The organism is Agromyces sp. NPDC058126, assembly GCF_042884595.1.
Taxonomy (GTDB): domain Bacteria; phylum Actinomycetota; class Actinomycetes; order Actinomycetales; family Microbacteriaceae; genus Agromyces.
In genome coordinates, this window is record NZ_JBHVTS010000001.1 from 471,659 (window position 1) to 495,989 (window position 24,331).

Below are 24,331 nucleotides of genomic sequence, written 5' to 3' on the forward strand. Positions count from 1 at the left end.
CGGCGCGCTCAGAGCTTCGTGAGCTTCTTCGGGTCGGGCGTCTGGATGCCCTCCCAGCCCGGGCGCGCGGGCCGTGAGCCCGGGCGGCGCGCATCGTCGCGCGAGCGGTACACGATGTACGGGCGGAACAGGTACCCGATCGGCGCCGACCACACGTGCACGAGCCGGGTGAACGGCCAGAGCGCGAAGAGCACGTTCGCCGCGATCACGTGGATCTGGAACATGAGCGGCACGTCGACCATGAGCTCGGGCTTCGGCTGGAAGATGATGAGGCTCCGCAGCCACGGGCCCACCGTGCCGCGGTACTCGTAGCCCGGCCCGAGCAACTGGTACATGACGGTCGCGATGGTGCCGAACAGCAGCACCGCGCCGAGCACGACGTACATGAGCTTGTCCATGCGGGTGGTCGCGAGGAACACCGGGCCGACCGTGCGCCGACGGTAGATGAGGATCGCGAGGCCCGCGAGGGTGAGCACCGCCGCCGCGGTGCCGAGCGCGGTCGCACCGAGGTGGTACAGGTGCTCGTCGATGCCGATGGCGTAGAGCCACTCGCGCGGGACGAGCAGCCCGACGACGTGCCCCGCGAGCACCATGAGGATGCCGAGGTGGAACATGGGCGAGCCCCAGCGCAGCAGGCGGTTCTCGTAGGTCTGGCTCGATCTCGTCGTCCACCCGAACTTGTCGTAGCGGTAGCGCCAGATGTGCCCGACGACGAACACCGCGAACGCGGCGTACGGCATCGCGACCCACAGCAGGACGTCCCAGGCGGTCATGCGCGTGCCTCCTCGTGTGCGGCTCCGACGGGCTGGTACGGCGGGATGTTGCCGAGGAACGACAACCCGACCGTCTCGGCGGGCGGCCCCTGGCTGACGAGCTCGAGGTAGCGCTCGCGCGTCGCCTCGTCGAGTTCGGGCAGCGAGCGGCAGACGGCGCGAACGGGGCCGGCCCACGGGCTCTGCTGCTTCTCGAGGGCCTCGCGCAGCACCTCGAGGCCGTCGCGGTGCGCCGAGAGCAGCTGGGATGCCACGGGCGAGTCGCTGCGCGCCGAGAACTCGAGCACGGCCGGCAGGTAGTCGGGCAGCTCGTCGGCGTCGAACTCCCAGCCCGCGGCGCGGTAGGCCTCGATGAAGGTCACGAGCGCGGAGCCGCGCCGGCGGGTGTCGCCCGCGGCGTAGTAGCTCAGGTACATGCAGCACTTGCGCTTGAGGTCGAAGGTCGCGACGTACTCGATCGCGAGGGCCTCGCGATCGGTCGCGGCGGCGTGATCGATGAACGCGCGGAGCTCGCTCGCGATCGCGGGCGGCAGCTCGCCGAGGGAGGCCTCGACCGCCGCGACGCGGGCGTCGAAGCCCTCGCCCGGGTAGTCGAGCAGCAGCGAGGTCGCGATGTGCGCGAGCCGCCGCGTGGCGTCGTCGAGCGCGAGCGGCGCCGTCGCCGGTCTGCGCGACGAGCGCGAGGCATCCGACCCGGAGCGCTTGAAGATGAGCGGGAAGTTCGCCATCATTCCTCCCCGGACTTCGGGGGGAACAGGCCGTCGGGCGCGCCGTTGCCGTCCCAGTTGAGCAGGTTCACCCGGCCCGACGTCGACGGGCGGTCGGCGGTCTGCCGGTTCTTCAGCGCGTGGAAGTTCTCGACCGCGACGGGCACCTGCTGGCCGCTCGACGAGCCGAAGGGCCCGGCGCCGCCCATGCCCGGGCCGCCGTCGTAGTCGAGCGAGCAGGCGAGCTCGTCGAGCTCGCGGGCCTGCTCGGTGTGCGCGGCCGGGATGACGTAGCGCTCCTCGTACTTCGCGATCGCGAGCAGCCGGTACATCTCCTCGAGGGTGTCGCCGGTCATGCCGACGGCGTCGGCGATCCGCTCGTCCTTGCCCTCGCCGAGGTTGATGCCGCGCATGTACGAGCGCATCGCGGCGAGTTTGCGCAGCGACGCCTCGACCGGGCGGGTGTCGCCCGCGGTGAAGAGCCCGGCGAGGTACTCGAGCGGGATGCGGAGCTTCGCGATCGCCGCGAACAGCGTCTTCGCGTCCTCGCCGTCGTTGCCCGAGGAGGCGATGACGTCGACGACGGGCGAGAGCGGCGGGATGTACCAGACCATCGGCATCGTGCGGTACTCGGGGTGGAGCGGCAGCGCCACCCTGTACTCGTTGATGAGCTTGTGGATCGGCGAGCGCTGGGCGGCGTCGATCCAGTCCTCGGGGATGCCGGCCTCCCTGGCCGCCTGCACGACCGCCGGGTCGTGCGGGTCGAGGAAGACGTCGCGCTGCGCGTCGAGGAGCGCGTGCTCGTCCTCGATGGACGCGGCCTCGGCGACCTTGTCGGCGTCGTAGAGCACGAGGCCGAGGTAGCGCAGCCGGCCGACGCACGTCTCGGAGCAGACCGTCGGCAGCCCGACCTCGAGGCGCGGGTAGCAGAGCGTGCACTTCTCGGCCTTGCCGGTCTTGTGGTTGAAGTAGACCTTCTTGTACGGGCAGCCCGACACGCACATTCGCCAGCCCCGGCACTGGTCCTGGTCGACGAGCACGATGCCGTCCTCGACGCGCTTGTACATCGCGCCCGAGGGGCACGAGGCCACGCACGAGGGATTCAGGCAGTGCTCGCAGATGCGTGGCAGGTAGAACATGTAGGTCTGCTCGTACTCGGATGCCACGTGGTCGGACATGTGCTGGAGGATCGGGTCCTCCGCCATCATCTCGGCGGAGCCGCCGAGGTTGTCGTCCCAGTTCGCCGACCACGAGATCTTCATGTCCTCGCCGGTGAGCAGGCTCTTCGGCTTCGCGACCGGGGTGTGCTCGCCGGCCGGGGCGTTCAGGAGCATGTCGTACTCGTACGTCCACGGCTCGTAGTAGTCGTGGATCTCGGGCAGCTTCGGGTTCGAGAAGATCGTGGCGAGCTTCTTCAGGCGCCCACCAGAGCGAAGCTTCAGGCGCCCCGACTTCGTGCGCACCCAGCCGCCGCCCCACTTCTCCTGGTCCTCGTAGCGGCGCGGGTAGCCGATGCCCGGTCGGGTCTCGACGTTGTTGAACCACACGTACTCGACGCCCGAGCGGTTCGTCCACGCCTGCTTGCAGGTGACGCTGCACGTGTGACAGCCGATGCACTTGTCGAGGTTCATGACCATCGACATCTGCGCCATGACCTTCATCAGTACTCGACCTCCTGGCTGCGCCGGCGGATCACCGTGACTTCGTCTCGCTGGTTGCCGGTCGGCCCCAGGTAGTTGAACGCGAACGAGAGCTGCGCGTAGCCGCCGATCAGGTGGCTCGGCTTCAGCAGCACTCTGGTGAGCGAGTTGTGGATGCCGCCGCGCTGCCCGCTCGTCTCGGTGCGGGGCACATCGACCGTGCGGTCCTTCGCGTGGTACATGTACACGGTGCCCTCGGGCATGCGGTGCGAGACGATCGCGCGGGCGACGACGACGCCGTTGCGGTTGTACGACTCGATCCACTCGTTGTCGCGCACGCCGATCTTCTCGGCGTCCTGCGTCGACATCCAGATGGTCGGGCCGCCGCGCGAGAGCGACAGCATGAAGAGGTTGTCCTGGTACTCGGAGTGGATCGACCACTTCGAGTGCGGCGTCAGGTAGCGCACGGCGACCTCGGCATGCCCGGATGCCGCGGGGTCGCCGCTCGGTGCGGTCGACCCGACGGGAGGCGAGTCGCCGAAGAGCCTCGCGAGGTCGAGCGGTGGCCGGTAGATCGGCAGGTTCTCGCCGAGTTCGCGCATCCAGTCGTGGTCGAGGAAGAAGTGCTGGCGCCCGGTGAGGGTGTGCCACGGCTTCAGGTGCTCGACGTTGATCGCGAACGCCGTGTAGCGCCGGCCGCCGTGCTCGGAGCCCGACCACTCGGGGCTCGTGATGACCGAGACCGGCCTCGCCTGCACGTCGGCGAAGCGGATGCGGCCGCCCTCATGGTCTTCGGCGAGCTGCGCGATGCGCTGGCCGGTGCGTTTCTCGAGCTGGCGGAAGCCCTGCACCGAGAGCCGCCCGTTCGTCGTGCCCGAGAGGGCGAGGATCGCCTCGCACACCTTCACATCGGTGTCGAGCAGCGGCTGCCCGGCGCCGGCGCCGGCCGACGCGACCCCGTTCACCCGCCCGAGCTCGGCGACCTCGGGCGTGGGGTCGAACACGATGCCCTTCGTCACCATGCCCGCCTTCACGGCGAGCGGCCCGAGCGTCGCCAGCTTGTCGGCGATCGCCGTGTAGTCGCGTTCGACGACGACGAGCTTCGGCATCGTCACGCCGGGCACGAGGGGCAGATCGTTATCGACGGTGCCGTGCGGGGTCGCCATCGCATCGGGGGTGTCGTGCATGAGGGGAGCGGCGACGAGGTCGCTGCGGGTGCCGAGGTGCGTGCGCGCGTACTCGGAGAACCGCTTCGCGATGAGGTGGAAGATCTCGAAGTCGGTCTTCGTCTGCCACGGCGGCGCGATCGCCGGGTTGAACGAGTGCACGAACGGGTGCATGTCGGTCGACGAGAGGTCGTGCTTCTCGTACCAGGTGGCGGCCGGCAGCACGACGTCGGAGAAGAGCGTCGTCGACGTCATGCGGAAGTCGGCGGTGACGAGCAGGTCGAGCTTGCCCTCGGGCGCATCGTCGTGCCACTCGATCGACTCGGGGCGCCGCTCGGGCGGCGCCTCGGCAGCGCGGACCGCCGAGTCGGTGCCGAGCAGGTGCTTCAGGAAGTACTCGTTGCCCTTGCCCGAGGAGCCGAGGATGTTCGCCCGCCAGATGTTCAGCACCCGCGGGAAGTTCTCGGGCGCATCCGGGTCCTCGCAGGCGTAGCGCAGCGAGCCGTCGTTCAGGGAGTCGACCACGTACTCGGCGGGCTCCTTGCCCGCGGCACGGGCGTCGTCGACGAGGTCGAGCGGGTTGCGGTCGAAGGTCGGGTAGCTCGGCATCCAGCCGCGCTTCGCCGACTCGACGAGGCAGTCGGCCGTGGTGCGGCCGGCGAACAGCCCCTCGGCGAGCGGGGAGGCCAGCTGGTCGGCGGAGAGCCCGTCGTAGCGCCACTGGTCGGTCGCGAGGTACCAGAACGCGGTGCCGATCATCGCCCGGCCGGGGCGCGACCAGTCGCTCGCGGTCCCGTACTGGGTGTAGCCCGTCACGGGGCGCACCTTCTCCTGCCCGACGTAGTGCGCCCACCCGCCGCCGTTGACGCCCTGGCAGCCCGTCATCGTCGTGAGCGCGAGGAAGGTGCGGTAGATCGTGTCGGAGTGGAACCAGTGGTTCGTGCCCGCGCCCATGAGGATCATCGAGCGGCCGCCCGAGCGCTCGGCGTTGTCGGCGAACTCGCGGCCGATGCGTTCGGCCTGCTCGGCGGGCACCCCGGTGATCTCCTCCTGCCAGGCGGGCGTGCCCGGGGTGGAGGCGTCCTCGTAGCCGGTCGGCCAGTCGCCGGGGAGTCCGTCGCGACCGACGCCGTACTGGGCGAGCAGCAGGTCGAAGACGGTCGTGACGGTGCGGCCCTCGACGGTCGCGACGGGCACGCCGCGGCGCACCACGCCCGCCCCGCCCTCGTGCTCCGCTCCGGGCTCGGGCGCGGTGTCGAAGCGCGGCAGGTCGACGGCGACGGCCGCCCCCCGCCACCCCGGCGCGTCGGCGATCGTGAGCAGCGGATCGACGTCGCCGAGATCGAGGTTCCACCGGCCCTCGTCGTCTGGGCCGAAACGGTGGCCGAGCGAGCCGTTCGGCACGACCGGTTCGGCGTTCTGGTTGAGCACGACCGTCTTGAACGCGGCGTTCGCGACGCGCGCGCCGAACCCGCCGAGATCGGCCGCCGTGACGAACTTCCCGGGCACCCACGCCTCGCCCCGCCGTTCGAGCGAGATCAGGTACGGGGCATCCGAGTAGGTCTTCAGGTAGTGCTCGAAGCGCGGCACACGCCGCTCGACGAGGAACTCGCTGAGGATCACGTGCCCCATCGCCATCGCGAGCGCGGCGTCGGTGCCGGGGTGCGGCGAGAGCCACTCGTCGGCGAACTTCGTGTTGTCGGCGTAGTCGGGCGAGACGGTGACGACCTTCTGGCCACGGTAGCGGGCCTCGGTCATGAAATGCGCGTCGGGCGTGCGGGTCACCGGCACGTTCGAGCCCCACATCATCAGGTACGTCGAGTTCCACCAGTCGGCCGACTCGGGCACGTCGGTCTGGTCGCCGAACACCTGCGGGCTCGCGACCGGGAGGTCGGCGTACCAGTCGTAGAACGACTGCATGGTGCCGCCGATGAGGTTGATGAACCGGGCCCCGACGCCGTGCGACACCATCGACATCGCGGGGATCGGCGAGAACCCGGCCACCCGGTCGGGTCCGTGCGCCTTGATCGTGTGCACGTGGGCCGCCGCGATGATCTCGAGCGTCTCGTCCCAGCTCGCGCGCACCAGCCCGCCCTTGCCGCGGGCCCGCTTGTACGCGCGGGATGCCACGGGGTCGGTGACGAGCGCCTCCCAGGCGAGCACAGGGTCGCCGCCGACGCGGGCCTTCGCGGCCCGGTAGTGCTCGAGCAGCACGCCCCGCAGATACGGGTAGCGCACCCGCGTCGGCGAGTAGGTGTACCAGCTGAACGCAGCGCCGCGCGGGCAGCCGCGGGGCTCGTACTCGGGGGAGTCGGGGCCGACCGACGGGTAGTCGGTCTCCTGCGTCTCCCACGTGATGATGCCGTCCTTGACGTACACCTTCCACGAGCACGAGCCCGTGCAGTTGACGCCGTGCGTCGAGCGCACGACCTTGTCGTGCGACCAGCGGTCGCGGTAGAAGACGTCGCCCTGGCGACCGCCCTCGAGGGTGACGGTGCGGAGGTCGGGCGAGAACTCGCCGGGTCTCAGGAACCGGCCGAACCTCAGGAGGGAATCGGCGAGCGGGCCGTCGGTGGCCGGCTCGCTCGCAGGTCGGGGCGTTCGGCTCATCGAAGCCTCCTCGTCTCGGCTGGTGCGTCGAAGCGGCCGAGGCCGCGATCCGACACGTCCTACCCGACATCATGGTCGGTGAGCGACTGGATGGGAAGGAACCCCCGCCGGGCCAGCGCGTCGCCGCGTGCGATTCCCGTGGCGGGGTTGCGTGCGCCCCGGGCGCCCGCCCGGTACTGTCTGCCTCAGGAAGGGTCACGATTTCCAATCGGCTGGAGGGGCAGCATGACCGCATCGTCGACGCAATCCGAGGGAACGAAGCTGCGGGGGCAGCTCGGGCAGGTGCTGCTGGCGACCTTCGCCTCGACGATGGGCTTCTGGGCGTGGATGGTGATCGCCCCGCTGCAGAAGACCTACGCCACCGAGATGGGCCTCGACGAGGGGCAGATCTCGCTCATGCTCGCCACGCCCGTGCTCGTCGGCGCGCTCGGCCGCATCCTCGTCGGTGCGCTCACCGACCGCTTCGGCGGGCGCACCATGTTCGTCGCCGTGCTGCTGCTCTCGGTGCCCGCCGTGCTGCTCGTCGCGCTCGCCGGCGAGATCAAGAGCTTCCCGCTGCTGATCGGCGCGGGCTTCTACCTCGGCGTCGCCGGCACGATCTTCGCGGTCGGCGTGCCCTTCTCGAGCGCCTGGTACGAACCCTCGCGTCGCGGCTTCGCGACCGGCGTCTTCGGCATGGGCATGATCGGCACGGCCGTCTCCGCGTTCTTCACCCCCCGCCTCGCCGAGTGGATCGGCTACCTCCCGACCCACTTCCTGATCGCGGGGATCATGACCGCCACCGCCGTGCTCGTGTGGCTGTTCCTCCGCGACTCGCCGGTGTGGGAGCCGAGCAGGCAGCCGCTCGTGCCGAAGGTCGTCGGCGCCCTGAAGCTCCGCATCACGTGGGAGATGGCGTTCCTCTACGGCATCGTCTTCGGCGGCTTCGTGGCGTTCTCGACGTTCCTGCCGAAGTACCTCACGACGATCTACCCCGACGACGTCGACCCGGTCGGCGCCGGCACGCGCACGGCGCTGTTCGCCGCGGCCGCCGTGGTCGCGCGCCCGATCGGCGGCGCGCTCTCCGACCGCGTCGGGCCGAAGATCATCTCGCTCATCTCGCTCGCGGGCATCGTCTCGCTCGCCTATGTCGTCGGGCAGCAGCCGCCCGAGGGCATCCTCACCGGCGTCACCTTCATCGCGATGGCCGCGGCGATGGGCCTCGGCATGGGCGCCGTGTTCGCCTGGGTCGGACCATCGACCCCGAAGGACAAGGTCGGCGCGGTGACGGGAGTCGTGGCGGCGGCGGGCGGTCTCGGCGGGTACTTCCCGCCGCTCGTGATGGGCGCCACCTACAACGCCGAGACGAACTCGTACGCGCTCGGGCTCTGGCTCCTCGTCCTCGTCGGGGCGTTCGCGCTCGTCGTGGCCGGCATGCTCCGTGACGCCCGGCCCGGCGCGGCGGCGCCCGGGAAGTAGCGCGGCGCCCTGCGGCCGGTCGGTCGGGTGGCCGGCGAGAGAGGGGCGCGGCGGTCGCATCGAGACCCCGACGCGCACGGCATAGGATCGCCGCATGCCCGAACCGTACGCCCTCGTCTCCGACCTCCCGCTCGACGAGGCCGCCGTGCGGCGCGCGGTCGAGTCCGACGCGAGCGGCGCCGTCGTCGTCTTCCACGGGATCGTGCGCGACCACGACGGCGGCCGGAGCGTGCGGTCGCTCGACTACCGGGCCCACCCCGATGCCGAGCGGTTCCTCGCCGACTGCGTACGCCGCATCACCGAGGAGACGGGCCTCGCGGTCGCGGCCGCGCACCGGGTCGGCGACCTCCGCATCGGCGACGTCGCGCTCGTCGCGGCGGCGGGGGCGGGCCACCGCGCCGAGGCCTTCGACGCGTGCGAGCGCCTCGTCGAGCTCATCAAGCGCGAGGTGCCGATCTGGAAGCGGCAGCACTTCGACGACGGCGTCTCGGAGTGGGTCGGCCTCTGAGCCCCGGGTCGGGGACGGCGGTCGCGGCCGTCAGCCGCCGATGTAGCTCATCTCGACCTTGGGTCGTGCGGCCCGCAGCTCGGGCGTGAGGGTCGCCCGCACCTCGGAGTAGCGGTCGTCGCGGCCCCGCCAGATCGCGGCCATCGCGTCGGCGAGCCGCTCGTCGTCGACGCCGCCGCGGAGCAGCGCCCGCAGGTCGTGCCCCGTCGCCGAGAACAGGCAGGTGAAGAGCCGCCCCTCGGTCGAGATGCGGGCGCGGTTGCAGTCGCCGCAGAACGCGTTCGTGACGCTCGAGATGAATCCGATCTCGCCGCCGCCGTCGTGGTACCGCCAGCGCGTCGCCGTCTCGCCCGGGGCGGTCTGCCCGAGCGGCTCGAGCGGGAACTCGGTGCCGATGCGCTCGGCGATCTCGGCCGACGGCACGACGTCGTCGAGCCGCCACCCGTTGGTCGTGCCGACGTCCATGTACTCGATGAAGCGCAGTGTGAACGGCGTGCCGCGGAAGTGCCGCGCCATCGGCAGGATCTCGTGGTCGTTGAGACCGCGCTTCACGACCATGTTGACCTTGACCGGACCGAGCCCGGCGGCCTGCGCCGCGTCGATGCCCTCGAGCACGCGAGCCACGGGGAATCGCACGTCGTTCATGGCCTGGAACAGCTCGTCGTCGAGCGAGTCGAGGGAGACGGTGACGCGCGTGAGGCCCGCCGCCTTCAGCGAGGCGGCCTTCATCGCGAGCGCCGAGCCGTTGGTCGTGAGCGCGATCTCGAGCGGGCGGCCGTCGGGGGTGCGCAGTTCGGCGAGCTGGGCGATGAGCCCCTCGAGCCCGCGGCGCAGCAGCGGCTCGCCGCCGGTGAGTCGCAGCTTCTCGACGCCGTGCGCGGCGGCGATGCGGGCGATCCGGGTGATCTCCTCGAAGCTCAGCAGCTCGTCGCGGTCGAGGAACGCGTAGTCGCGACCGAACACCGACTTCGGCATGCAGTAGACGCAGCGGAAGTTGCAGCGGTCGGTGATCGAGATGCGGAGGTCGCGCATGGGGCGATCCCGGCGATCGACGAGCGACGGCTCGACGGCGTCGAGGCCAGTGGAGGGCAGCCGGCGCACGCCGAGCGCCGCACCCGCCGATTCGGCGTGAGGCGGTCTGATCGGAATCGCCGTGTCGCTCGTCGGTCACCCCCTGCTCGTGGAGCCACCGTAACACCGGCTCAGTCGCGCCCCCGCACTGCGACGTCCTCGGGCGCGATCGAGAACGAGAACCGCGCCCCCGGCTGCAGGTCGAGCGCGACGGCCGCGGCGCCCGGCAGGTCGACGGCGAGTTCGGGGTGCTCGCGCGTCGTGAGTCGCACGCCGCCGGGCGCGGGCTGCAGCAGGGCGATGGTGCCGAGCCAGCGATTCGCGGTCGAGGCACCGGATGACCCGGCGCCGACCCCGATCGCCGGTGCGACGTGCACCGCGCCGGGGCTGAAGACGGCGGAGGCGGGCAGCCCCTCGGGGACGACTGCGGCGGGTGCGGCGCCGTCGGTTGCTCCGGGCGCGGGTGCGCCCACGAGCACGAGCCGCGAGCCGTCCACGCCGGCGACCACGACGCCGCCGTCGCCGGTGGCGACGCCAATCGCGAGGTTCACGCCGGCGAGGGCCGCGACGAACGGAGTGGCGGGGTGGCCGAGCACCTCGGCGACGGTGCCGGTCTGCGCGATGCGCCCGTCGTGCAGCACGGCCGCGCGCGGTGCGAGCACGATGGCGTCGAGCGGGTCGTGGGTCACGAGCACGGTCGGCGTCGCCGTCTCGTCGCAGAGCTCGCCGAGCAGGCGGCGCATGGCGGCCGCGGTCGGCACGTCGAGCGCCGCGAACGGCTCGTCGAGGAGCAGCAGCTCAGGTCGGGCCGCGAGCGTGCGGGCGATGGCCACCCGCTGCTGCTGGCCGCCAGAGAGCTCGGCCGGGCGATGGTCGGCGAACCCGGCCGCGTCGACGCGGTCGAGCCACTGCCGGGCCTCGGTGCGCGCCTCGGCGGCGCGCATGCCCTGGGAGCGCGGACCGAAGGCGACGTTCTCGAGCACGCTGAGGTGCCGGAACAGCAGCGGCTCCTGGCCGAGCAGTCCGATGCGTCGACGATCGATCGGCACCTCGACCGGCCGTCGCGCGCCCGGCGGGACGCCGAAGAGCTCGCGCTCGCCGAGCCGGATCACCCCGCGGGTCGGGGCGATGAGGCCCGCGAGGGTCGCGAGGAGCGTCGACTTGCCCGAGCCGTTCGGCCCGAGCACCGCGAGCACCTCCCCGCGGTCGACGTGGAGCGCCGCCTCGAGGCGGAACCCGCCGCGTTCGCTCACGACGTCCGCGACGAGCGCGCCGGATGCCTCGCCGCCGGTCATCTCGGGGCATCCTCTCGCCACCCGCGCATGACGAGGAGCACCGCGACCGCGACGCCGATGAGCATGAGCGAGAGCGCGATCGCGGTGTCCTCGCTGACGCCCGCCCCGTTGAACGCGGTGTAGATCGCGAGCGGCATGGTGCGGGTGACGCCCGCGGTGTTGCCGGCGAACAGCGCCGTGGCGCCGAACTCGCCGAGCGCCCGGGCGAAGCAGAGCACCGTGCCGGCGGCGACGCCCGGGAGCACGAGCGGCAGCGTCACCCGGCGGAACACCGTGAACGGCCGGGCGCCGAGTCCGGCTGCGACCGCCTCGAAGCGCGTGCCGACCGCCCGCAGCGAGCCCTCGACCGAGATCACGAGGAACGGCAGGGCGACGAACACCTGCGCGATCACGACGGCGGTCGTCGTGAACGGGATGCGGATGCCGAGGAGTGCGAGGCTCTCGCCGAAGAGTCCCGTGCGGCCGAGCAGCGCGAGCAGGGCGATGCCGCCGACGAGGGGCGGCAGCACGAGCGGCAGCGTGACAAGGGTGCGCAGCACCGCCGCCGTTCGGCGGGAGGCCCGGGCGATGACGAGGGCGAGCGGCACCCCGAGCACGAGGCAGCACACGGTGGCGACCGCCGCCGTGACGAGCGAGAGCGTGAGCGCTTCGACCGCGGCGGGCGAGGTGACCGCTGCGGGCACCGCGCTCCAGTCGAGGCGCAGCAGCAGCGCGGCGAGGGGCAGCACGAGGACGGCCGTGCCGAGGGCCGCGGGCACGAGGAGGGCGCCGGGGATCCCGATCGCCCGACGGGCGCCGACGCGATCTCGAGCGGGCGAGGGGGCGGGCCCGAGCGTGAACGGGGTGCCGGTCATCGGGGTGCCCCCTCCTCGTCGCGCCGGCGGTACGGGGTCACGGCGACCCGAATCCGAACTCCTCGAGCACCTCGGCGCCCGCGGGCGAACGCACGAACTCGACGAACGCCGCGGCGGCCTCGGGGTTCGCGGCCTCGGCGAGGGCGGCGATCGGGTAGCGGTTCGTCGCGGCATCCGCGCCCTCGATCGCGATGCCGTCGACGTCGTCGTCGGCCGCGCGCACGTCGGTCACGTAGACGAGGCCGGCGTCGGCCTCGCCCGAGCGCACCTTCGTGAGGACCGCGGTCACGTTCTGCTCCTCGCTCGCGGGTGCGAGATCGACGCCGGCGTCGGCGAGCAGGGTCGCGGCGGCGCGCCCGCACGGCACCTCGGCGGCGCAGACCACCACGATGGGAGCGGCGCCCGAGGCGGGCGCGAGGTCGTCGAGGCCGTCGATACCGAGCGGGTTGCCCGGCTGCACCGCGATCTCGAGCACGTTCGTGGCGAACACCTCGGGCTCGCCCTCGACGAGGCCCTCCTCGGCGACGCGGTCGAGGTTCGGCTCGTCCGCGGAGGCGAACACGTCGGCGGCGGCGCCCTCGATGAGCTGGGTCGCGAGCACCGAGGAGCCGTCGTAGGTGACGGGGAGCACGTCGAGCGCGGGATGGAGCGCCTCGAATCGGGTGGCGAGTTCGTCGAAGGCGCCCCCGAGCGAGGCTGCGGCGAAGATCGTGAGCTCGCCGGTGAGCTCGTCGGCGGCGGCCCCGGTCGCGGCTGACGACGGGGTGGCGGCGGCATCGGTGCCGGCGGGGGCGCACCCGGCTAGCAGCGCGAGCGAGACCGAGCCGAGCGCGAACGCGGTGAGGGCGCGACGGGCGCTCACGAGGCGGCCTGCTCGGTCTCGACGACGACCATCGTCGCCTTGACGACGGCGACGCCGCGCGAGCCGACCTCGAGTCGCAGTTCGCGCGCGGCCTCCGACGACATGAGCGAGACCACCCGGTGCGGGCCGCACTGCAGCTCGACCTGGGCCATGAGGCCTTCGATCTCGACGCGGGTCACGAGCCCGACGAAGCGGTTGCGCGCGCTGCGGCGCACGCCGGTGCGGTCGTCGACCGTCGAGGCGATCGCCTGCGCGCGCGCCGCGAGCTCGGCACCCGGAACGACCTGACGGCCGGCGGCGTCCTTCTCGACGGGCAGCAGGCCGTCGGCGATCCAGCGGCGTACCGTGTCGTCGCTCACCCCGACGAGCTCCGAGGCCTCACTGATCCGATATTGCGTCATGAAACCGAGAATAGTGCCGCAGATGCGGAAGTGACGAGCGTCGGAGGATGAATCCACCGGCCTCGGCGGTGCGTGCGGCTGTTACTGTCGGGACGAAGAGCAAGGATGCATCGCATGAACCTCGGCCCCATCCCGGCAGCACCCGGCGGCGACGACACCGCCGCCCGGCTCGCCCAGGCCGTCGAGCTCGCGACCGAGAACGTGCGCAACGCCGGCGGGCCGTTCGGCGCGATCGTCGTCACCGCCGACGGCCGCAGCTTCGACGGCGTGAACCGGGTCACCGCGAACCTCGACCCGACCGCCCATGCCGAGGTCACGGCGATCCGGGCCGCGTGCCTCGGCATCGGCGACTTCGACCTCAGCGGCGCCACGCTCTACTCGAGCTGCGAGCCGTGCCCGATGTGCCTCGCCGCGGCGCTCTGGGCCCGCCTCGACCGGGTCGTCTACGCCGCGACGCGCGACGACGCGGCCGACGCCGGCTTCGACGACGCCCGCTTCTACCGCTACTTCGACGACGACGGCGAGGAGTCGCGCGCCGTCATGCCGGTCGCCCGGCTCGGACTCGCCGGCGAACAGCGGCTCGCACCTTTCGCCGAGTGGCGGCGCAAGGCCGACCGCATCGAGTACTGAGCACCCGTCTCACTCCGCGTCGTCGCCCGCTCGCGCCCGTTCGACGAGCTCGAGGATGCGCGCGGCCACGCTCACCGCGATCGTCGCCGGCGCCTTGCCCGCCACCGCGGGGATGCCGATCGGCGTCGAGACCCGGGCGAGCGCCGCGTCGTCGTGGCCCAGCTCGGCCAGCTTCACCTTGAACCGCGCCCATTTCGACCGCGAGCCGATCAGGCCGATCGACGCGAGCCCCTCGCGGCGGAGCGCCTGGTCGACGATCGCGAGGTCCTCGACATGGTCGTGGGTCATGACGAGCACGTGGGCGCCCGCCGGCAGCGCGGCGAGCCCCGCCTCGGGCACGGGCTCGTGCTGCACGTGCACGAGCGCGACCGCATCGGCGAGGACCCCCGACTCGCCGGGGACCCCGAGTCGCTCGGGCGCGAGCATCTCGGCCCGCGAGTCGATGAGGTGCACCTCGAACTCCTGCCGGGCGAGGATGCGGGCGAGTTCGAGTCCCACGTGTCCGAGGCCGAAGATCGCGACGGCCGGCACGACCGGAACGGGTTCGAGCATGAGGGTGACCTCTCCTCCGCAGCACTGCACGCCGTACTCGGTCGTGGTCTTGTCGCTGAGTTTCAGCGTGATGAGCTCGGGGTCGGTCGACCCCGAGGCGAGCAGCGTGCGGGCACGGTCGATCGCCGTGGCCTCGAGGTTGCCGCCCCCGACCGTGCCGACGATCGCGCCGCGCGAGACCACCATCTTGGCCCCGCCGTTGCGCGGGGCGTGCCCGCGCACGATGGCCAGGGTGACGATCACCGCGGGCTCGCGCGCCTCCCGCAGCCGCCGCAGCGCCTCGAGCCAGTCCATCCGCGGCGCCGTCAGGTCTCGCGCCGCGCGGTGACCGATTCGCGCCGGGGCGTCGGGGCATCCGATGCGAGGGATGCCTCGGGCGCGTCCCGCGCGCTCGTCGCGTGCTCGGCCGCGCCGGCCCGGGCGGCCTCGATCGCCCAGAACACGGCCTCGGGGGTCGCCGGCGAGGCGAGCTCGACGGTGCGGCCGCCCGGCCCGAACGCGGCGACGGCGTCGCGCAGCGCCTCTCGGGCGCTGAACGCGAGCATGAGGGGCGGCTCGCCGACCGCCTTCGAGCCGTACACCGCGCCGTCCTCGCGGGCGTTCTCGAAGAGGTGCACGTTGAACACCTCGGGCATCTCCGAGAAGCTCGGCAGCTTGTACGTCGACGCCGACTGCGTGAGCAGGCGCCCCCGGTTCGGGCCGTCGCCGGTGTCCCATCGGAGCTCCTCGAGCGTGAGCCATCCGACGCCCTGGACGTAGCCGCCCTCGATCTGCCCGAGGTCGATGAGCGGCGACAGCGAGTCCCCGACGTCGTGCACGATGTCGACGCGGCGCAGCCGGTACTCGCCGGTGAAGCCGTCGACCTCGACCTCAGCGGCCGCGGCGCCGTACGCGAAGTACTTGAACGGCGAGCCCTGCATGCGATCGAGGTCCCACGCGAGGCCCTCGGTGCGGTAGTAGCCGGCGGCGAAGAGCTGCACGCGTTCGAGGTAGGCGACGGCGACGAGCTCGTCGAAACGCAGTCGCGGGCCGTCGGCGTCCGGTCCGTGCACGAGGCCGGCGCTGAAGCGCACCTCGCCGGGCTCGACGCCGAGGCGGGGCGCGGCGACCGCCGCCAGCCGATCGCGGATCTGCTCGCACGCGTGCTTCACCGCGCCGCCGTTGAGGTCGGCGCCCGAGGAGGCCGCCGTCGCCGAGGTGTTCGGCACCTTGTCGGTGCGGGTCGGCGCGAGCCGCACCCGGTGCGCCTCGACGCCCAGCGCGGTCGCGGCGACCTGCAGCATCTTCGTGTGCAGGCCCTGCCCCATCTCGGTGCCGCCGTGGTTCACGAGCACCGAGCCGTCCTTGTAGACCTGCACGAGCGCGCCCGCCTGGTTGAAGGCGGTGAAGTTGAACGAGATGCCGAACTTGATCGGCGTGAGCGCGAGCCCGCGCTTGACCTCGGCGTGCGCCGCGTTGAAGGCGGCGAGCTCGGCCCGGCGGGCGTCGAAATCGGACTCCGCCTTCAGCCGGTTCCAGATCGCGGGCATGCGATCCGCGTCCTTCACGAGCTGCCCGTACGGCGTCGTCTGGCCGGGGCGGTAGAAGTTCTGCTCGCGGAGCCGCGTGGGCTCGACGCCGAGGATCGGCGCGGCGCGGCCGAGGACGTCCTCGATGAGGAACACCCCCTGCGGGCCGCCGAAGCCGCGGAACGCGGTGTTCGACGGCAGGTTCGTCTTCGCGACGCGCCCGTGCGCGTGCACGTTCGGGATCCAGTAGGCGTTGTCGATGTGGCAGAGCGCGCGCGTCATCACCGGTTCGGAGAGGTCGAGGCTCCACCCGCCGTCGCTCGTGAGCGTCGCGTCGAGCGCGAGCAGATGGCCGTCGTCGGTGAACCCCGCTCGCCACGCGATGTGGAACGGATGCCGCTTGCCCGTCATCGTGAGGTCGTGCGTGCGGTCGAGCCGCAGGCGCACCGGGCGCCCCGTGAGCTTCGCGCCGAGCGCGGCGATCGCGGCGAAGCCGTGCGGCTGCATCTCCTTGCCGCCGAATCCGCCGCCCATGCGCAACTGCTGCACCGTGACCTCGTGCGAGGGAATGCCGAGCACGTGCGCGACGATCTCCTGGGTCTCGCTCGGATGCTGCGTCGAGCACTGCACGAAGTACTGCCCCTCGCCGTCGCGCACGGCGAACGAGGCGTGCGTCTCGAGGTAGAAGTGCTCCTGCCCGCCGAACTCGGAGACGCCGTCGAGGACGACGGGGGCGGTGCGCAGGGCCTCGGCGGCGTCGCCCCGCACGACCGTGCGCGGTATGCCCTGGAACGACCCCTCGGCGATCGCCTCGCGCACGGTGACGATCGACGGCAGCGGCTCGGCGTCGACGCGTACTGCGGCGGCCCCGAGGCGTGCGGCCTCTGGCGTCTCGGCGAGCACCCAGGCGAGGGCGTGCCCGACGAACATGGCCTCGTCGGGGAAGAGCGGCTCGTCGTGCTTCACCCCGGCGTCGTTGAGGCCGGGCACGTCGTCGGCCGTGAGCACCCTGACCACGCCCGGCACCTCGTACGCGGGCGCGACGTCGAGCGCGATGCGGGCGTGCGCGTGCGTCGACTGCACCGGCCAGGCGGTGAGCGCCCCTGCGGCGCGGACGGCGAGGTCGTCGGTGTACTGCGCGCGCCCGGTGACGTGCAGGGCCGCGCTCTCGTGCACGGCCGGGCGACCCACGACGGGGGCGGGCGGGCGATCGGCGAGCGATGGGCCTACGCCGTCCGAGGCTCCGGGCATCGCGCCGGCGATGTCTGGAGGCGTGGTGGGGATCATGCCGGCACCTCCCTCCGGTCGGTCGCCCGGTGGGCGTCGCCGTGGAAGAGCTTCACGAGCGCGTTGCCGAGCATGAGCGAGCGGTACTCGCTCGAGGCGCGGTGGTCGGACATCGGGGTGCCCTCGCCCGCGAGCACCGCCGCGGCGGAGCGCACGGTCGCGAGGTTCCACGGCCGACCGACGAGCGCGGCCTCGGTCGCGTGCGCGCGCACCGGGGTGGCGGCCACGCCGCCGAGGCCGATCCGGGCTGCGGTCACGACGCCGTCGTCGACGTCGAGCGCGAAGCCGAGCGCGACGCTCGAGATGTCGTCGAACCGGCGCTTCGCGATCTTGTGGAACGCCGTCAGGCTCGCGAGCGGCAGCGGGATGCGGACCGCGCGGATGAGCTCGCCCGGTCGGAGCACCGTCTCGCGGTAGCCGGTGAAGTAGTCGGCGACGCCGACCTCGCGTTCGCCCTCGTGCGAGACGAGCACGAGGCGGGCGTCGAGGGCGAGCAGTGCGGGCGGCGCGTCGCCGATCGGCGAGCCCGTGCCGAGGTTGCCCCCGAGCGTCGCGCGGTTGCGGATCAGTCGCGAGGCGAACTGCGGGATGAGCTGCGCGAGAAGCGGCACCCGGCCGTCGAGGCGCCGCTCGATCTCGGACAGTGGCAGAGCCGCCCCGAGCTCGACGGCGTCGCCGTCGACGGCGAAGGTGCGGAGCTCGTCGAGGCGGTCGATCGCGACGAGGAGCGGATCGCGGCGACCGCGGAGGTTCACCTCGACGCCGAGGTCGGTCGAGCCCGCGACGGCGACGGCCGACGGCTCGCCGTGGAGCAGCCGCAGCGCCTCGTCGAGCGCGGACGGGCGGACGAAGCGGGTTCCGTCTACGGTGAGGTCGGTCGCGGCGGGGGCTGGGGCGGGGCGCTCGCGGCGGGCGGCGAGCTCGTCGGCCGGGTCGGGCACGCCGAGCGCGTAGGCGGCGTCGCGGATGGGGCGGTACCCCGTGCACCGGCAGAGGTTGCCGCCGAGGGAATGCAGGTCGAATCCGTTCGGGCCGTGCTCGGCGTCGGACGCCCCGTCGGCCCCATCGGTGTCGGGCGCGCGCCCGGCGCGGTAGAACTCGGCCGCCATGCTGCAGACGAACCCCGGCGTGCAGTAGCCGCACTGCGAGCCGCCCGCCTCGGCGAGCTCGCGCTGCACGGGGTGCAGCGACTCGGGGGAGCCGAGGCCCTCGGCGGTGACGAGCTCCTGGCCGTCGAGCGCCGCGACCGGCACGAGGCACGAGTTGACCGCCGTCCACGAGGTGCCGTCGCCGTCGGGCGTCGCGATGAGCACCGCGCAGGCCCCGCACTCGCCTTCGGCGCACCCCTCCTTCGCGCCGGTGAGCCCCGTCGACCGCAGCCAGTCGAGGGCGGTCGTGTGCGCGGTGACGCCCGTCAACGGGCGCCGCCTTCCGTTGACGGTGAGAACGGGTTCTTCCATGGGCCGGGCTCCTCCGGTGCGACGTTGCACCCCTCCTTCGGAGTCTACGCACCTCCGCGGCACGGGGCGCCGAGCGCAGGACGGCAGGTTCCGGCCGTCTCGCGCGGCTGCGGGTGTAGCCTCCGAGAGACGCCTCCCTCGGTGCCGACGGACGGCGTGGACGGAGGTGTTCGCATGGCCATCGGAGCTCGCAACGCCCGGCCGCGGGGCTGAGCATGGCCGGTCCCGCGCGCACCGCACTCACCCCCGCCGACCTCGCGCGCGTCGACGAGCGGCTCGCCGACACCGACCGCCTGCTCGAGCGCGCCTATCCCGGTGACGACGGCTCGCGCCAGCCGGTGCACACCGTCTACGTGCCGGGCGACCGCTACACGCCCGAGCTCCCCGTCGAGTGGGGACGGACCGCGCGCGAGGCCGTCGCCTCGGCCGGCGGCGCCGAGGCGCTCGGGCTCCGCATCGGGCTCGATACGCCGATCGCGAAGGCAGTGGCCCCGCTCGTCGAACGCAAGCTCGCGAGCGAGCCGATCGAGGACCTGCGGATCGACTTCGAGGACGGCTACGGCGAGCGGGAGGACGATGCCGAGGACGCCGACGCGGTGCGCGCCGCCAAGCGCGTCGCCGCCGCGACCGGCGCGCACTTCGCCCCGCCCTTCATCGGGATCCGCTGCAAGTCGTTCGAGGCGGCCACGCGCGGTCGAGGCGTGCGCACGCTCGACCTCTTCGTCACCGCGCTCGTCGAGCAGGGCGGGCTGCCCGACGGCCTGATGCTCACCCTTCCGAAGGTGTCGACGGTCGCCCAGGTCGAGGCGATGGCCGGGGCGCTCGCCGCACTCGAACGCGCGCACGGCCTGCCCGACGGACGCCTTCGCTTCGAGGTGCAGGTCGAGACGCCGCAGCTCGTGCTGGGCGCCGACGGGCTCGCACCGGTGGCGCGGCTGGCGCTCGCCGCCCCCGGCCGCATCGCGGGCCTCCACTTCGGCACGTACGACTACACCGCCGCGCTCGGCATCGCGGCGCCCTACCAGTCGCTCGAGCACCCGGCCGCCGATCACGCGAAGCAGGTCATGCAGCTCGCGGTCGCGGGCACCGGCATCCGGCTCTCCGACGGCTCGTCGAACCTGCTGCCGCTCGGCGACCGCGCGCTGGAGGCCTGGCGGGTGCACGCCCGGCTCGTGCGCCGCGCGTTCGAACGCGGATTCCCGCAGGGGTGGGACCTCCACCCGGCGCAGCTGCCGACCCGCTTCGTCGCGGCGTACGCCTACTACCGCGAGGGGTACCCCGAGGCATCCGCCCGGCTGCGTCATGTGCACGACGGCACGGCGGGCGCCGTGCTCGACGAGCCGGCCACCGTGCGCGCGCTCGCCTCGTTCGTGCGTCGCGGGGTGCAGTGCGGTGCGCTCACGGGCGACGAGGTCGCCGCCGACACCGGCTACGACGAGACGGCGCTCGCGGACCTCGCGAGGGCGAGGCGAACGACGAGATGAGCGGATGCCGCGGCGGACGCACCGACGACCATCACGAGGAGGCTCGATGAGCGACTACTTCACCCCCGAGGGCGGACTGCCCGGACAGCGCGAACTCCTGAGCGACCGGGCGATCGTGACCACGGCGTACACGGTCATCCCGAAGGGGGTGCTGCGCGACATCGTCACGAGCAGCCTTCCCGGGTTCACCGACGCGCGCGCCTGGATCCTCGCCCGCCCGATCGCGGGGTTCGCGACGACCTTCTCGCAGCTCATCGTCGAGCTGGCACCCGGCGGCGGCGCCGAGCGGCCCGAGGCCGAGCGCGGGGTCGAGGGCGTCGTCTTCGTCACCGCGGGAGTGCTCGCGCTGACGCTCGAGGGCCGACGGCACCGGCTCGAACCGGGCGGGTACGCGTACCTCCCCGCAGGGGCGGACTGGTCGATCGCGAACGAGGACGACGAGCTCACGAGCTTCCAGTGGATCAGGAAGGCCTACGAGCCCGTCGAAGGGATCGCGGCGCCCGCCTCCTTCGTCACCCGCGATCAGGATGTCGCGCCGCAGCCGATGCCCGGCACCGACGGTGCCTGGGCGACGACCCGGTTCGTCGACCCCGACGACCTCGCGCACGACATGCACGTGAACATCGTGACCTTCCGTCCGGGAGGTTCCATCCCGTTCGCCGAGACGCACGTGATGGAGCACGGACTGTTCGTGCTCGAAGGCAAGGGCGTGTACCGGCTCAACGACGACTGGGTCGAAGTGGAGGCGGGCGACTTCATGTGGCTGCGCGCGTTCTGCCCGCAGGCCTGCTACGCGGGCGGGCCCGGCCCGTTCCGCTACCTGCTCTACAAGGACGTCAACCGGCAGGTGAGGCTCACCGCGTGAACGCCCGACCGTTCGACCGAGTGCTGCGCGCCCGGCGCGCCCTCGTCGACGGCGCGTTTGCGGCCGTCGAGCTCGGCGTGCGCGACGGCGTCGTCGCGGCGATCGCGCCGCTCGGCACGGGACTCGCGGGGGCCGAGGTCGAGACCCTCGCCGACGACGAGGTGCTTCTGCCCGGGCTCGTCGACACCCACGTGCACGTCGACGAGCCGGGCCGCACCGAGTGGGAGGGCTTCGCCTCCGCGACGCGGGCGGCCGCGGCCGGCGGCGTCACGACGATCATCGACATGCCGCTGAACAGCATCCCGCCGACGGTGTCGGTCGCGGCGCTCGCGGTCAAGCGCGCGGCGGCCGCGGGCCAGCTCGCCGTCGACGTCGGGTTCTGGGGCGGGATCGTGCCGGGGAGCCTCGACGAGATCGAGCCCCTCGTCGCCGAGGGGGTGTTCGGCTTCAAGTGCTTCCTGCTGCCCTCGGGGGTGCCCGAGTTCCCGCCGGTGAGCGTCGACGAGATGGAGGCGGCGATGGGCCGGATCGCAGCCCTCGACTCGCTCCTGATCGTGCATGCCGAGGACGCCGGGCTGATCGAGGGCGCCCCGCACCCCGGCGGACCGGCCTACGCGGACTTCCTCGCGTCGCGGCCGCGGGAGGCCGAGGACACGGCGATCGCCCGGGTCATCGTGGGGGCCGAGCGCACCGGTGCCCGCGCGCACGTGCTGCACCTGAGCTCCGCCGACTCGCTCGGCCGCATCGCCGACGCCCGCGCCGCCGGCGTCCGCCTGAGCGTCGAGACCTGCCCGCACTACCTCACGCTCAGCGCCGAGGACGTGCCGGCCGGGGCGACCGCGTTCAAGTGCTGTCCGCCCATCCGCGAGCAGTCGAATCGCGACGCGCTCTGGCAGGGACTCGTCGACGGCGTCATCGACCTCGTCGTCTCCGACCACTCGCCGGCCACGCCCGAGCTGAAGTTCGCAGGCGACGGCGACTTCGAGCTCGCCTGGGGCGGCATCGCCTCGCTGCAGCTCGGCCTGCCGCTCGTCTGGACGGAGGCGCGCCGTCGCGGCATCGGGCTCGAGCGGGTCGTCCTGTGGATGTCGGAGCGCCCCGCCGAACTGGTCGGGCTCGTGACGAAGGGGCGCATCGCCGTCGGCGCCGACGCCGATCTCGTCGTCTTCGCGCCCGAGGCGAGGTTCACCGTCGACGCCGCCTTGCTCCAGCACCGGCATCCCGTCTCGCCCTACGACGGCCGCGAGCTCACCGGCGTCGTACGGCGGACGCTGCTCGCCGGCGTGCCCGTCGATCGCGAACGACCCCGCGGTCGGATGCTCCGGCGCGAGCCGGTTCCCCTCGCGGGCCGACGCCAGCACAATGGGACGATGACGCAGGCGGACCCCCTCGAGCGGTTCAACGGCGCCGATCGCGAGGAGGCGATCGCGTCGCTCCGGCCGTGCCTCGACATCTCCCGGTGGTGCGACGAGCTCGTCGACGCCCGGCCGTTCGCGTCGCTCGACGACCTCGTTCGAGCGGCGGGCCTCGCGGCGACGCCGTTCACCGACGCCGAGGTCGCGCAGGCGCTCGGCCACCACCCGCGCATCGGCGAACGGGCGGCGGGGCCCGGCGAGTCGGCGGTCCTCTCGCGCGCCGAGCAGGCGGGCGTCGATCCCGCCGACGCCGAGCTCGCCCGCGCGCTCGCCGAGGGCAACGCGGCGTACGAGCGTCGCTTCGGGCGGGTGTTCCTCATCCGGGCCGCAGGGCGCTCCGCGCGAGACATCCTCGAGGCGCTCGAAGCCCGCCTCGGCAACGACGACGCCGACGAGGCGGCGATCGTCGCCGAGCAGCTGCGCGAGATCGCCGTGCTGCGAGTGAAGGGACGCTTCTCACCATGACCGGTTCGCAGATCACGACGCACGTGCTCGACGCAGCCCAGGGCCGGCCCGCTGCGGGCATCGCCGTCGAGCTCCTCCGGCACGACGGCGGCGACGGGTGGACGAGCCTCGCGCACGCGACCACCGACGACGACGGGCGGGTGAACGCGCTCGGCCCCGAGCGGGTCGCACCGGGGGAGTACCGCCTGCGCTTCGACACGGGCGCCTATTTCGCCGCCCGCGGCACCGCGGGCTTCTACCCCGAGGTGCTCATCACCTTCGTGGTCGACGAGGAGGGGCGGCACCACCACGTGCCGATCCTGCTCAGCCCATTCGCGTACTCCACCTATCGAGGGAGCTAGGACGAGCATGACCGACGAATCGAACGGCGGCGGCGGCGCGGGCATCGTGCTCGGCCCGAACCGGTACGGCAAGGCCGAGGTGCGCGTCGTGCGGGTGACCCGCGACACGGCCCGGCACGAGATCGACGACCTGAACGTCACCTCGCAGCTGCAGGGCGACTTCGCGGCGGCGCACCTCGAGGGCGACAACGCGCACGTCGTCGCCACCGACACCCAGAAGAACACGATCTTCGCGTTCGCCCGCGACGGCGTCGGCGCGCCCGAGGAGTTCCTGCTGCGCCTCGCCGAGCACTTCACGGGGGAGTTCGACTGGGTGACGGGCGGGCGCTGGCTCGCCGAACGGTACGCCTGGCAGCGCATCGTCGCCGACGGCGAGCCGCACGACCACGCGTTCGTCCGCGCCGGCCAGGAGGTGCGGACCGCGGCGGTCGTCGTCGACGGGGCTTCCCGCCACGTGCTCGGCGGGCTCAAGGACCTCACCGTGATGAAGACGACGGGCTCGGGCTTCGAGGGATTCCCGAGGGACCGCTACACCACGCTCCAGGAGACGAGCGACCGGATCCTCGCGACGAGCGTCGCCGTGCGCTGGCGGTTCGCCGCCGGAGCGCGACCCGACTACGACGCGATGTACGCCCGCGTGCGTGCGCGCCTGCTCGCGAGCTTCGCGGCCGGGTACTCGCCGGCCCTGCAAGCGACCCTGTACGAGATGGGCCGGGCGGTGCTCGAGGCCGAGCCCGAGCTCGACGAGATCCGGTTCTCGATGCCGAACCGGCACCACTTCGTCGTCGATCTCGCGCCGTTCGGCCTCGACAACCCGAACGAGGTGTTCTTCGCCGCCGACCGCCCGTACGGCCTCATCGAGGCGTCGGTCACGCGCGAGGGCGTCGAGCCCGCACCGGCGGCGTGGGAGGGCGTCGGCGGCTTCTGCTGACCGGTGCCGGGAGCGGTGTCGCGGCTCGCGGTCGGCTAGCCTCGGGAG

20 protein-coding genes are annotated in these 24,331 nt (G+C 72.8%); 8 read left to right on the forward strand and 12 right to left on the reverse strand.

The window, feature by feature from the left end:
- Positions 1–8: 8 nt before the first annotated feature.
- From narI to ACFVTR_RS02220, 4 genes are read right to left on the reverse strand one after another with little or no spacing between them, the layout of a single operon-like run.
- The gene (gene narI, locus ACFVTR_RS02205) at positions 9–773 is read right to left on the reverse strand and encodes a respiratory nitrate reductase subunit gamma (RefSeq protein WP_387034394.1); all 765 of its coding nucleotides are present in this window, start codon (positions 771–773) and stop codon (positions 9–11) included.
- Positions 770–1,501, reverse strand: a complete 732-nt coding sequence (gene narJ, locus ACFVTR_RS02210) for a nitrate reductase molybdenum cofactor assembly chaperone (RefSeq protein WP_387034395.1) — start codon at positions 1,499–1,501, stop codon at positions 770–772. Before narJ ends, narI begins: the two co-directional genes overlap by 4 nt.
- On the reverse strand, positions 1,501–3,141 hold the full coding sequence (gene narH / locus ACFVTR_RS02215) for a nitrate reductase subunit beta (protein WP_387034396.1): 1,641 nt from the start codon (positions 3,139–3,141) through the stop codon (positions 1,501–1,503). The genes narJ and narH overlap by 1 nt, the downstream gene beginning before the upstream one ends.
- Positions 3,141–6,896 carry a nitrate reductase subunit alpha gene (locus tag ACFVTR_RS02220; RefSeq protein ID WP_387034397.1) on the reverse strand — a complete coding sequence of 1,252 codons (3,756 nt, stop codon included), beginning with the start codon at positions 6,894–6,896 and terminating at the stop codon, positions 3,141–3,143. Before ACFVTR_RS02220 ends, narH begins: the two co-directional genes overlap by 1 nt.
- 225 nt (positions 6,897–7,121) lie before the next feature.
- On the opposite strand from ACFVTR_RS02220, the gene ACFVTR_RS02225 reads away from it, so the two are divergent.
- Both ACFVTR_RS02225 and ACFVTR_RS02230 read left to right on the forward strand, forming a co-directional pair.
- Positions 7,122–8,354 carry a nitrate/nitrite transporter gene (locus tag ACFVTR_RS02225; RefSeq protein WP_387034398.1) on the forward strand — a complete coding sequence of 411 codons (1,233 nt, stop codon included), beginning with the start codon at positions 7,122–7,124 and terminating at the stop codon, positions 8,352–8,354.
- 94 nt (positions 8,355–8,448) lie between these two features.
- Entirely contained in the window at positions 8,449–8,862 is a 414-nt protein-coding gene (locus ACFVTR_RS02230) for a molybdenum cofactor biosynthesis protein MoaE (protein ID WP_387034399.1), read from the forward strand.
- A gap of 30 nt (positions 8,863–8,892) precedes the next feature.
- Here ACFVTR_RS02230 and moaA read toward each other — a convergent pair whose 3' ends face one another.
- The 5 genes from moaA to ACFVTR_RS02255 form a co-directional block, all read right to left on the reverse strand.
- Positions 8,893–9,954, reverse strand: a complete 1,062-nt coding sequence (gene moaA, locus ACFVTR_RS02235; protein ID WP_387035365.1) for a GTP 3',8-cyclase MoaA — start codon at positions 9,952–9,954, stop codon at positions 8,893–8,895.
- Positions 9,955–10,064: 110 nt separating this feature from the next.
- The gene (locus ACFVTR_RS02240) at positions 10,065–11,228 is read right to left on the reverse strand and encodes a sulfate/molybdate ABC transporter ATP-binding protein (RefSeq protein ID WP_387034400.1); all 1,164 of its coding nucleotides are present in this window, start codon (positions 11,226–11,228) and stop codon (positions 10,065–10,067) included.
- Positions 11,225–12,082 (reverse strand): ABC transporter permease, encoded by an 858-nt coding sequence (locus ACFVTR_RS02245; protein ID WP_387034401.1) that lies wholly within the window; start codon positions 12,080–12,082, stop codon positions 11,225–11,227. The genes ACFVTR_RS02240 and ACFVTR_RS02245 overlap by 4 nt, the downstream gene beginning before the upstream one ends.
- Positions 12,083–12,119: 37 nt before the next feature.
- Complete coding sequence (gene modA / locus ACFVTR_RS02250) at positions 12,120–12,944, reverse strand: molybdate ABC transporter substrate-binding protein (protein WP_387034402.1); 825 nt, start codon at positions 12,942–12,944, stop codon at positions 12,120–12,122.
- Positions 12,941–13,345 carry a molybdopterin-binding protein gene (locus ACFVTR_RS02255; protein WP_387034403.1) on the reverse strand — a complete coding sequence of 135 codons (405 nt, stop codon included), beginning with the start codon at positions 13,343–13,345 and terminating at the stop codon, positions 12,941–12,943. Before ACFVTR_RS02255 ends, modA begins: the two co-directional genes overlap by 4 nt.
- Before the next feature lie 114 nt (positions 13,346–13,459).
- Here ACFVTR_RS02255 and ACFVTR_RS02260 point away from each other — a divergent pair, with 114 nt between their 5' ends.
- Positions 13,460–13,975: a nucleoside deaminase gene (locus tag ACFVTR_RS02260; protein ID WP_387034404.1), complete on the forward strand. Its 516-nt coding sequence runs from the start codon at positions 13,460–13,462 to the stop codon at positions 13,973–13,975.
- A gap of 9 nt (positions 13,976–13,984) precedes the next feature.
- On the opposite strand, the gene xdhC is transcribed toward ACFVTR_RS02260, so the two are convergent.
- Genes xdhC through ACFVTR_RS02275 form a run of 3 tightly spaced genes read right to left on the reverse strand, consistent with a single transcriptional unit; the run spans position 13,985 to position 18,782 of the window.
- Entirely contained in the window at positions 13,985–14,821 is an 837-nt protein-coding gene (xdhC, locus tag ACFVTR_RS02265; RefSeq protein WP_387034405.1) for a xanthine dehydrogenase accessory protein XdhC, read from the reverse strand.
- An 11-nt stretch (positions 14,822–14,832) separates the two neighbouring features.
- On the reverse strand, positions 14,833–17,286 hold the full coding sequence (xdhB, locus tag ACFVTR_RS02270) for a xanthine dehydrogenase molybdopterin binding subunit (protein WP_387035367.1): 2,454 nt from the start codon (positions 17,284–17,286) through the stop codon (positions 14,833–14,835).
- Between the two features lie 32 nt (positions 17,287–17,318).
- Positions 17,319–18,782, reverse strand: coding sequence for a xanthine dehydrogenase small subunit (locus ACFVTR_RS02275; RefSeq protein ID WP_387034406.1), 1,464 nt, complete (start codon positions 18,780–18,782; stop codon positions 17,319–17,321).
- Between the two features lie 215 nt (positions 18,783–18,997).
- Here ACFVTR_RS02275 and ACFVTR_RS02280 point away from each other — a divergent pair, with 215 nt between their 5' ends.
- From ACFVTR_RS02280 to pucL, 5 genes are read left to right on the forward strand one after another with little or no spacing between them, the layout of a single operon-like run.
- Positions 18,998–20,266, forward strand: coding sequence for a DUF6986 family protein (locus ACFVTR_RS02280; RefSeq protein ID WP_387034407.1), 1,269 nt, complete (start codon positions 18,998–19,000; stop codon positions 20,264–20,266).
- A gap of 46 nt (positions 20,267–20,312) precedes the next feature.
- Positions 20,313–21,131 carry a bifunctional allantoicase/(S)-ureidoglycine aminohydrolase gene (locus ACFVTR_RS02285; protein ID WP_387034408.1) on the forward strand — a complete coding sequence of 273 codons (819 nt, stop codon included), beginning with the start codon at positions 20,313–20,315 and terminating at the stop codon, positions 21,129–21,131.
- Entirely contained in the window at positions 21,128–23,011 is a 1,884-nt protein-coding gene (gene allB / locus ACFVTR_RS02290; protein ID WP_387034409.1) for an allantoinase AllB, read from the forward strand. The genes ACFVTR_RS02285 and allB overlap by 4 nt, the downstream gene beginning before the upstream one ends.
- Positions 23,008–23,352: a hydroxyisourate hydrolase gene (uraH, locus tag ACFVTR_RS02295; protein WP_387034410.1), complete on the forward strand. Its 345-nt coding sequence runs from the start codon at positions 23,008–23,010 to the stop codon at positions 23,350–23,352. The genes allB and uraH overlap by 4 nt, the downstream gene beginning before the upstream one ends.
- A gap of 7 nt (positions 23,353–23,359) precedes the next feature.
- On the forward strand, positions 23,360–24,283 hold the full coding sequence (pucL, locus tag ACFVTR_RS02300) for a factor-independent urate hydroxylase (RefSeq protein ID WP_387034411.1): 924 nt from the start codon (positions 23,360–23,362) through the stop codon (positions 24,281–24,283).
- The last annotated feature ends 48 nt before the right edge of the window (positions 24,284–24,331 follow it).

Coding starts and splice junctions, on each gene's coding strand:
- narI (WP_387034394.1), bottom strand. CDS start 773: ATGACCGCCTGGGACGTCCTGCTGTGGGTCGCGATGCCGTACGCCGCG.
- narJ (WP_387034395.1), bottom strand. CDS start 1,501: ATGGCGAACTTCCCGCTCATCTTCAAGCGCTCCGGGTCGGATGCCTCG.
- narH (WP_387034396.1), bottom strand. CDS start 3,141: ATGAAGGTCATGGCGCAGATGTCGATGGTCATGAACCTCGACAAGTGC.
- ACFVTR_RS02220 (WP_387034397.1), bottom strand. CDS start 6,896: ATGAGCCGAACGCCCCGACCTGCGAGCGAGCCGGCCACCGACGGCCCG.
- ACFVTR_RS02225 (WP_387034398.1), top strand. CDS start 7,122: ATGACCGCATCGTCGACGCAATCCGAGGGAACGAAGCTGCGGGGGCAG.
- ACFVTR_RS02230 (WP_387034399.1), top strand. CDS start 8,449: ATGCCCGAACCGTACGCCCTCGTCTCCGACCTCCCGCTCGACGAGGCC.
- ACFVTR_RS02240 (WP_387034400.1), bottom strand. CDS start 11,228: ATGACCGGCGGCGAGGCATCCGGCGCGCTCGTCGCGGACGTCGTGAGC.
- ACFVTR_RS02245 (WP_387034401.1), bottom strand. CDS start 12,082: ATGACCGGCACCCCGTTCACGCTCGGGCCCGCCCCCTCGCCCGCTCGA.
- ACFVTR_RS02255 (WP_387034403.1), bottom strand. CDS start 13,345: ATGACGCAATATCGGATCAGTGAGGCCTCGGAGCTCGTCGGGGTGAGC.
- ACFVTR_RS02260 (WP_387034404.1), top strand. CDS start 13,460: ATGAACCTCGGCCCCATCCCGGCAGCACCCGGCGGCGACGACACCGCC.
- xdhC (WP_387034405.1), bottom strand. CDS start 14,821: ATGGACTGGCTCGAGGCGCTGCGGCGGCTGCGGGAGGCGCGCGAGCCC.
- xdhB (WP_387035367.1), bottom strand. CDS start 17,286: ATGCCCGGAGCCTCGGACGGCGTAGGCCCATCGCTCGCCGATCGCCCG.
- ACFVTR_RS02275 (WP_387034406.1), bottom strand. CDS start 18,782: ATGGAAGAACCCGTTCTCACCGTCAACGGAAGGCGGCGCCCGTTGACG.
- ACFVTR_RS02280 (WP_387034407.1), top strand. CDS start 18,998: ATGGCCGGTCCCGCGCGCACCGCACTCACCCCCGCCGACCTCGCGCGC.
- ACFVTR_RS02285 (WP_387034408.1), top strand. CDS start 20,313: ATGAGCGACTACTTCACCCCCGAGGGCGGACTGCCCGGACAGCGCGAA.
- uraH (WP_387034410.1), top strand. CDS start 23,008: ATGACCGGTTCGCAGATCACGACGCACGTGCTCGACGCAGCCCAGGGC.
- pucL (WP_387034411.1), top strand. CDS start 23,360: ATGACCGACGAATCGAACGGCGGCGGCGGCGCGGGCATCGTGCTCGGC.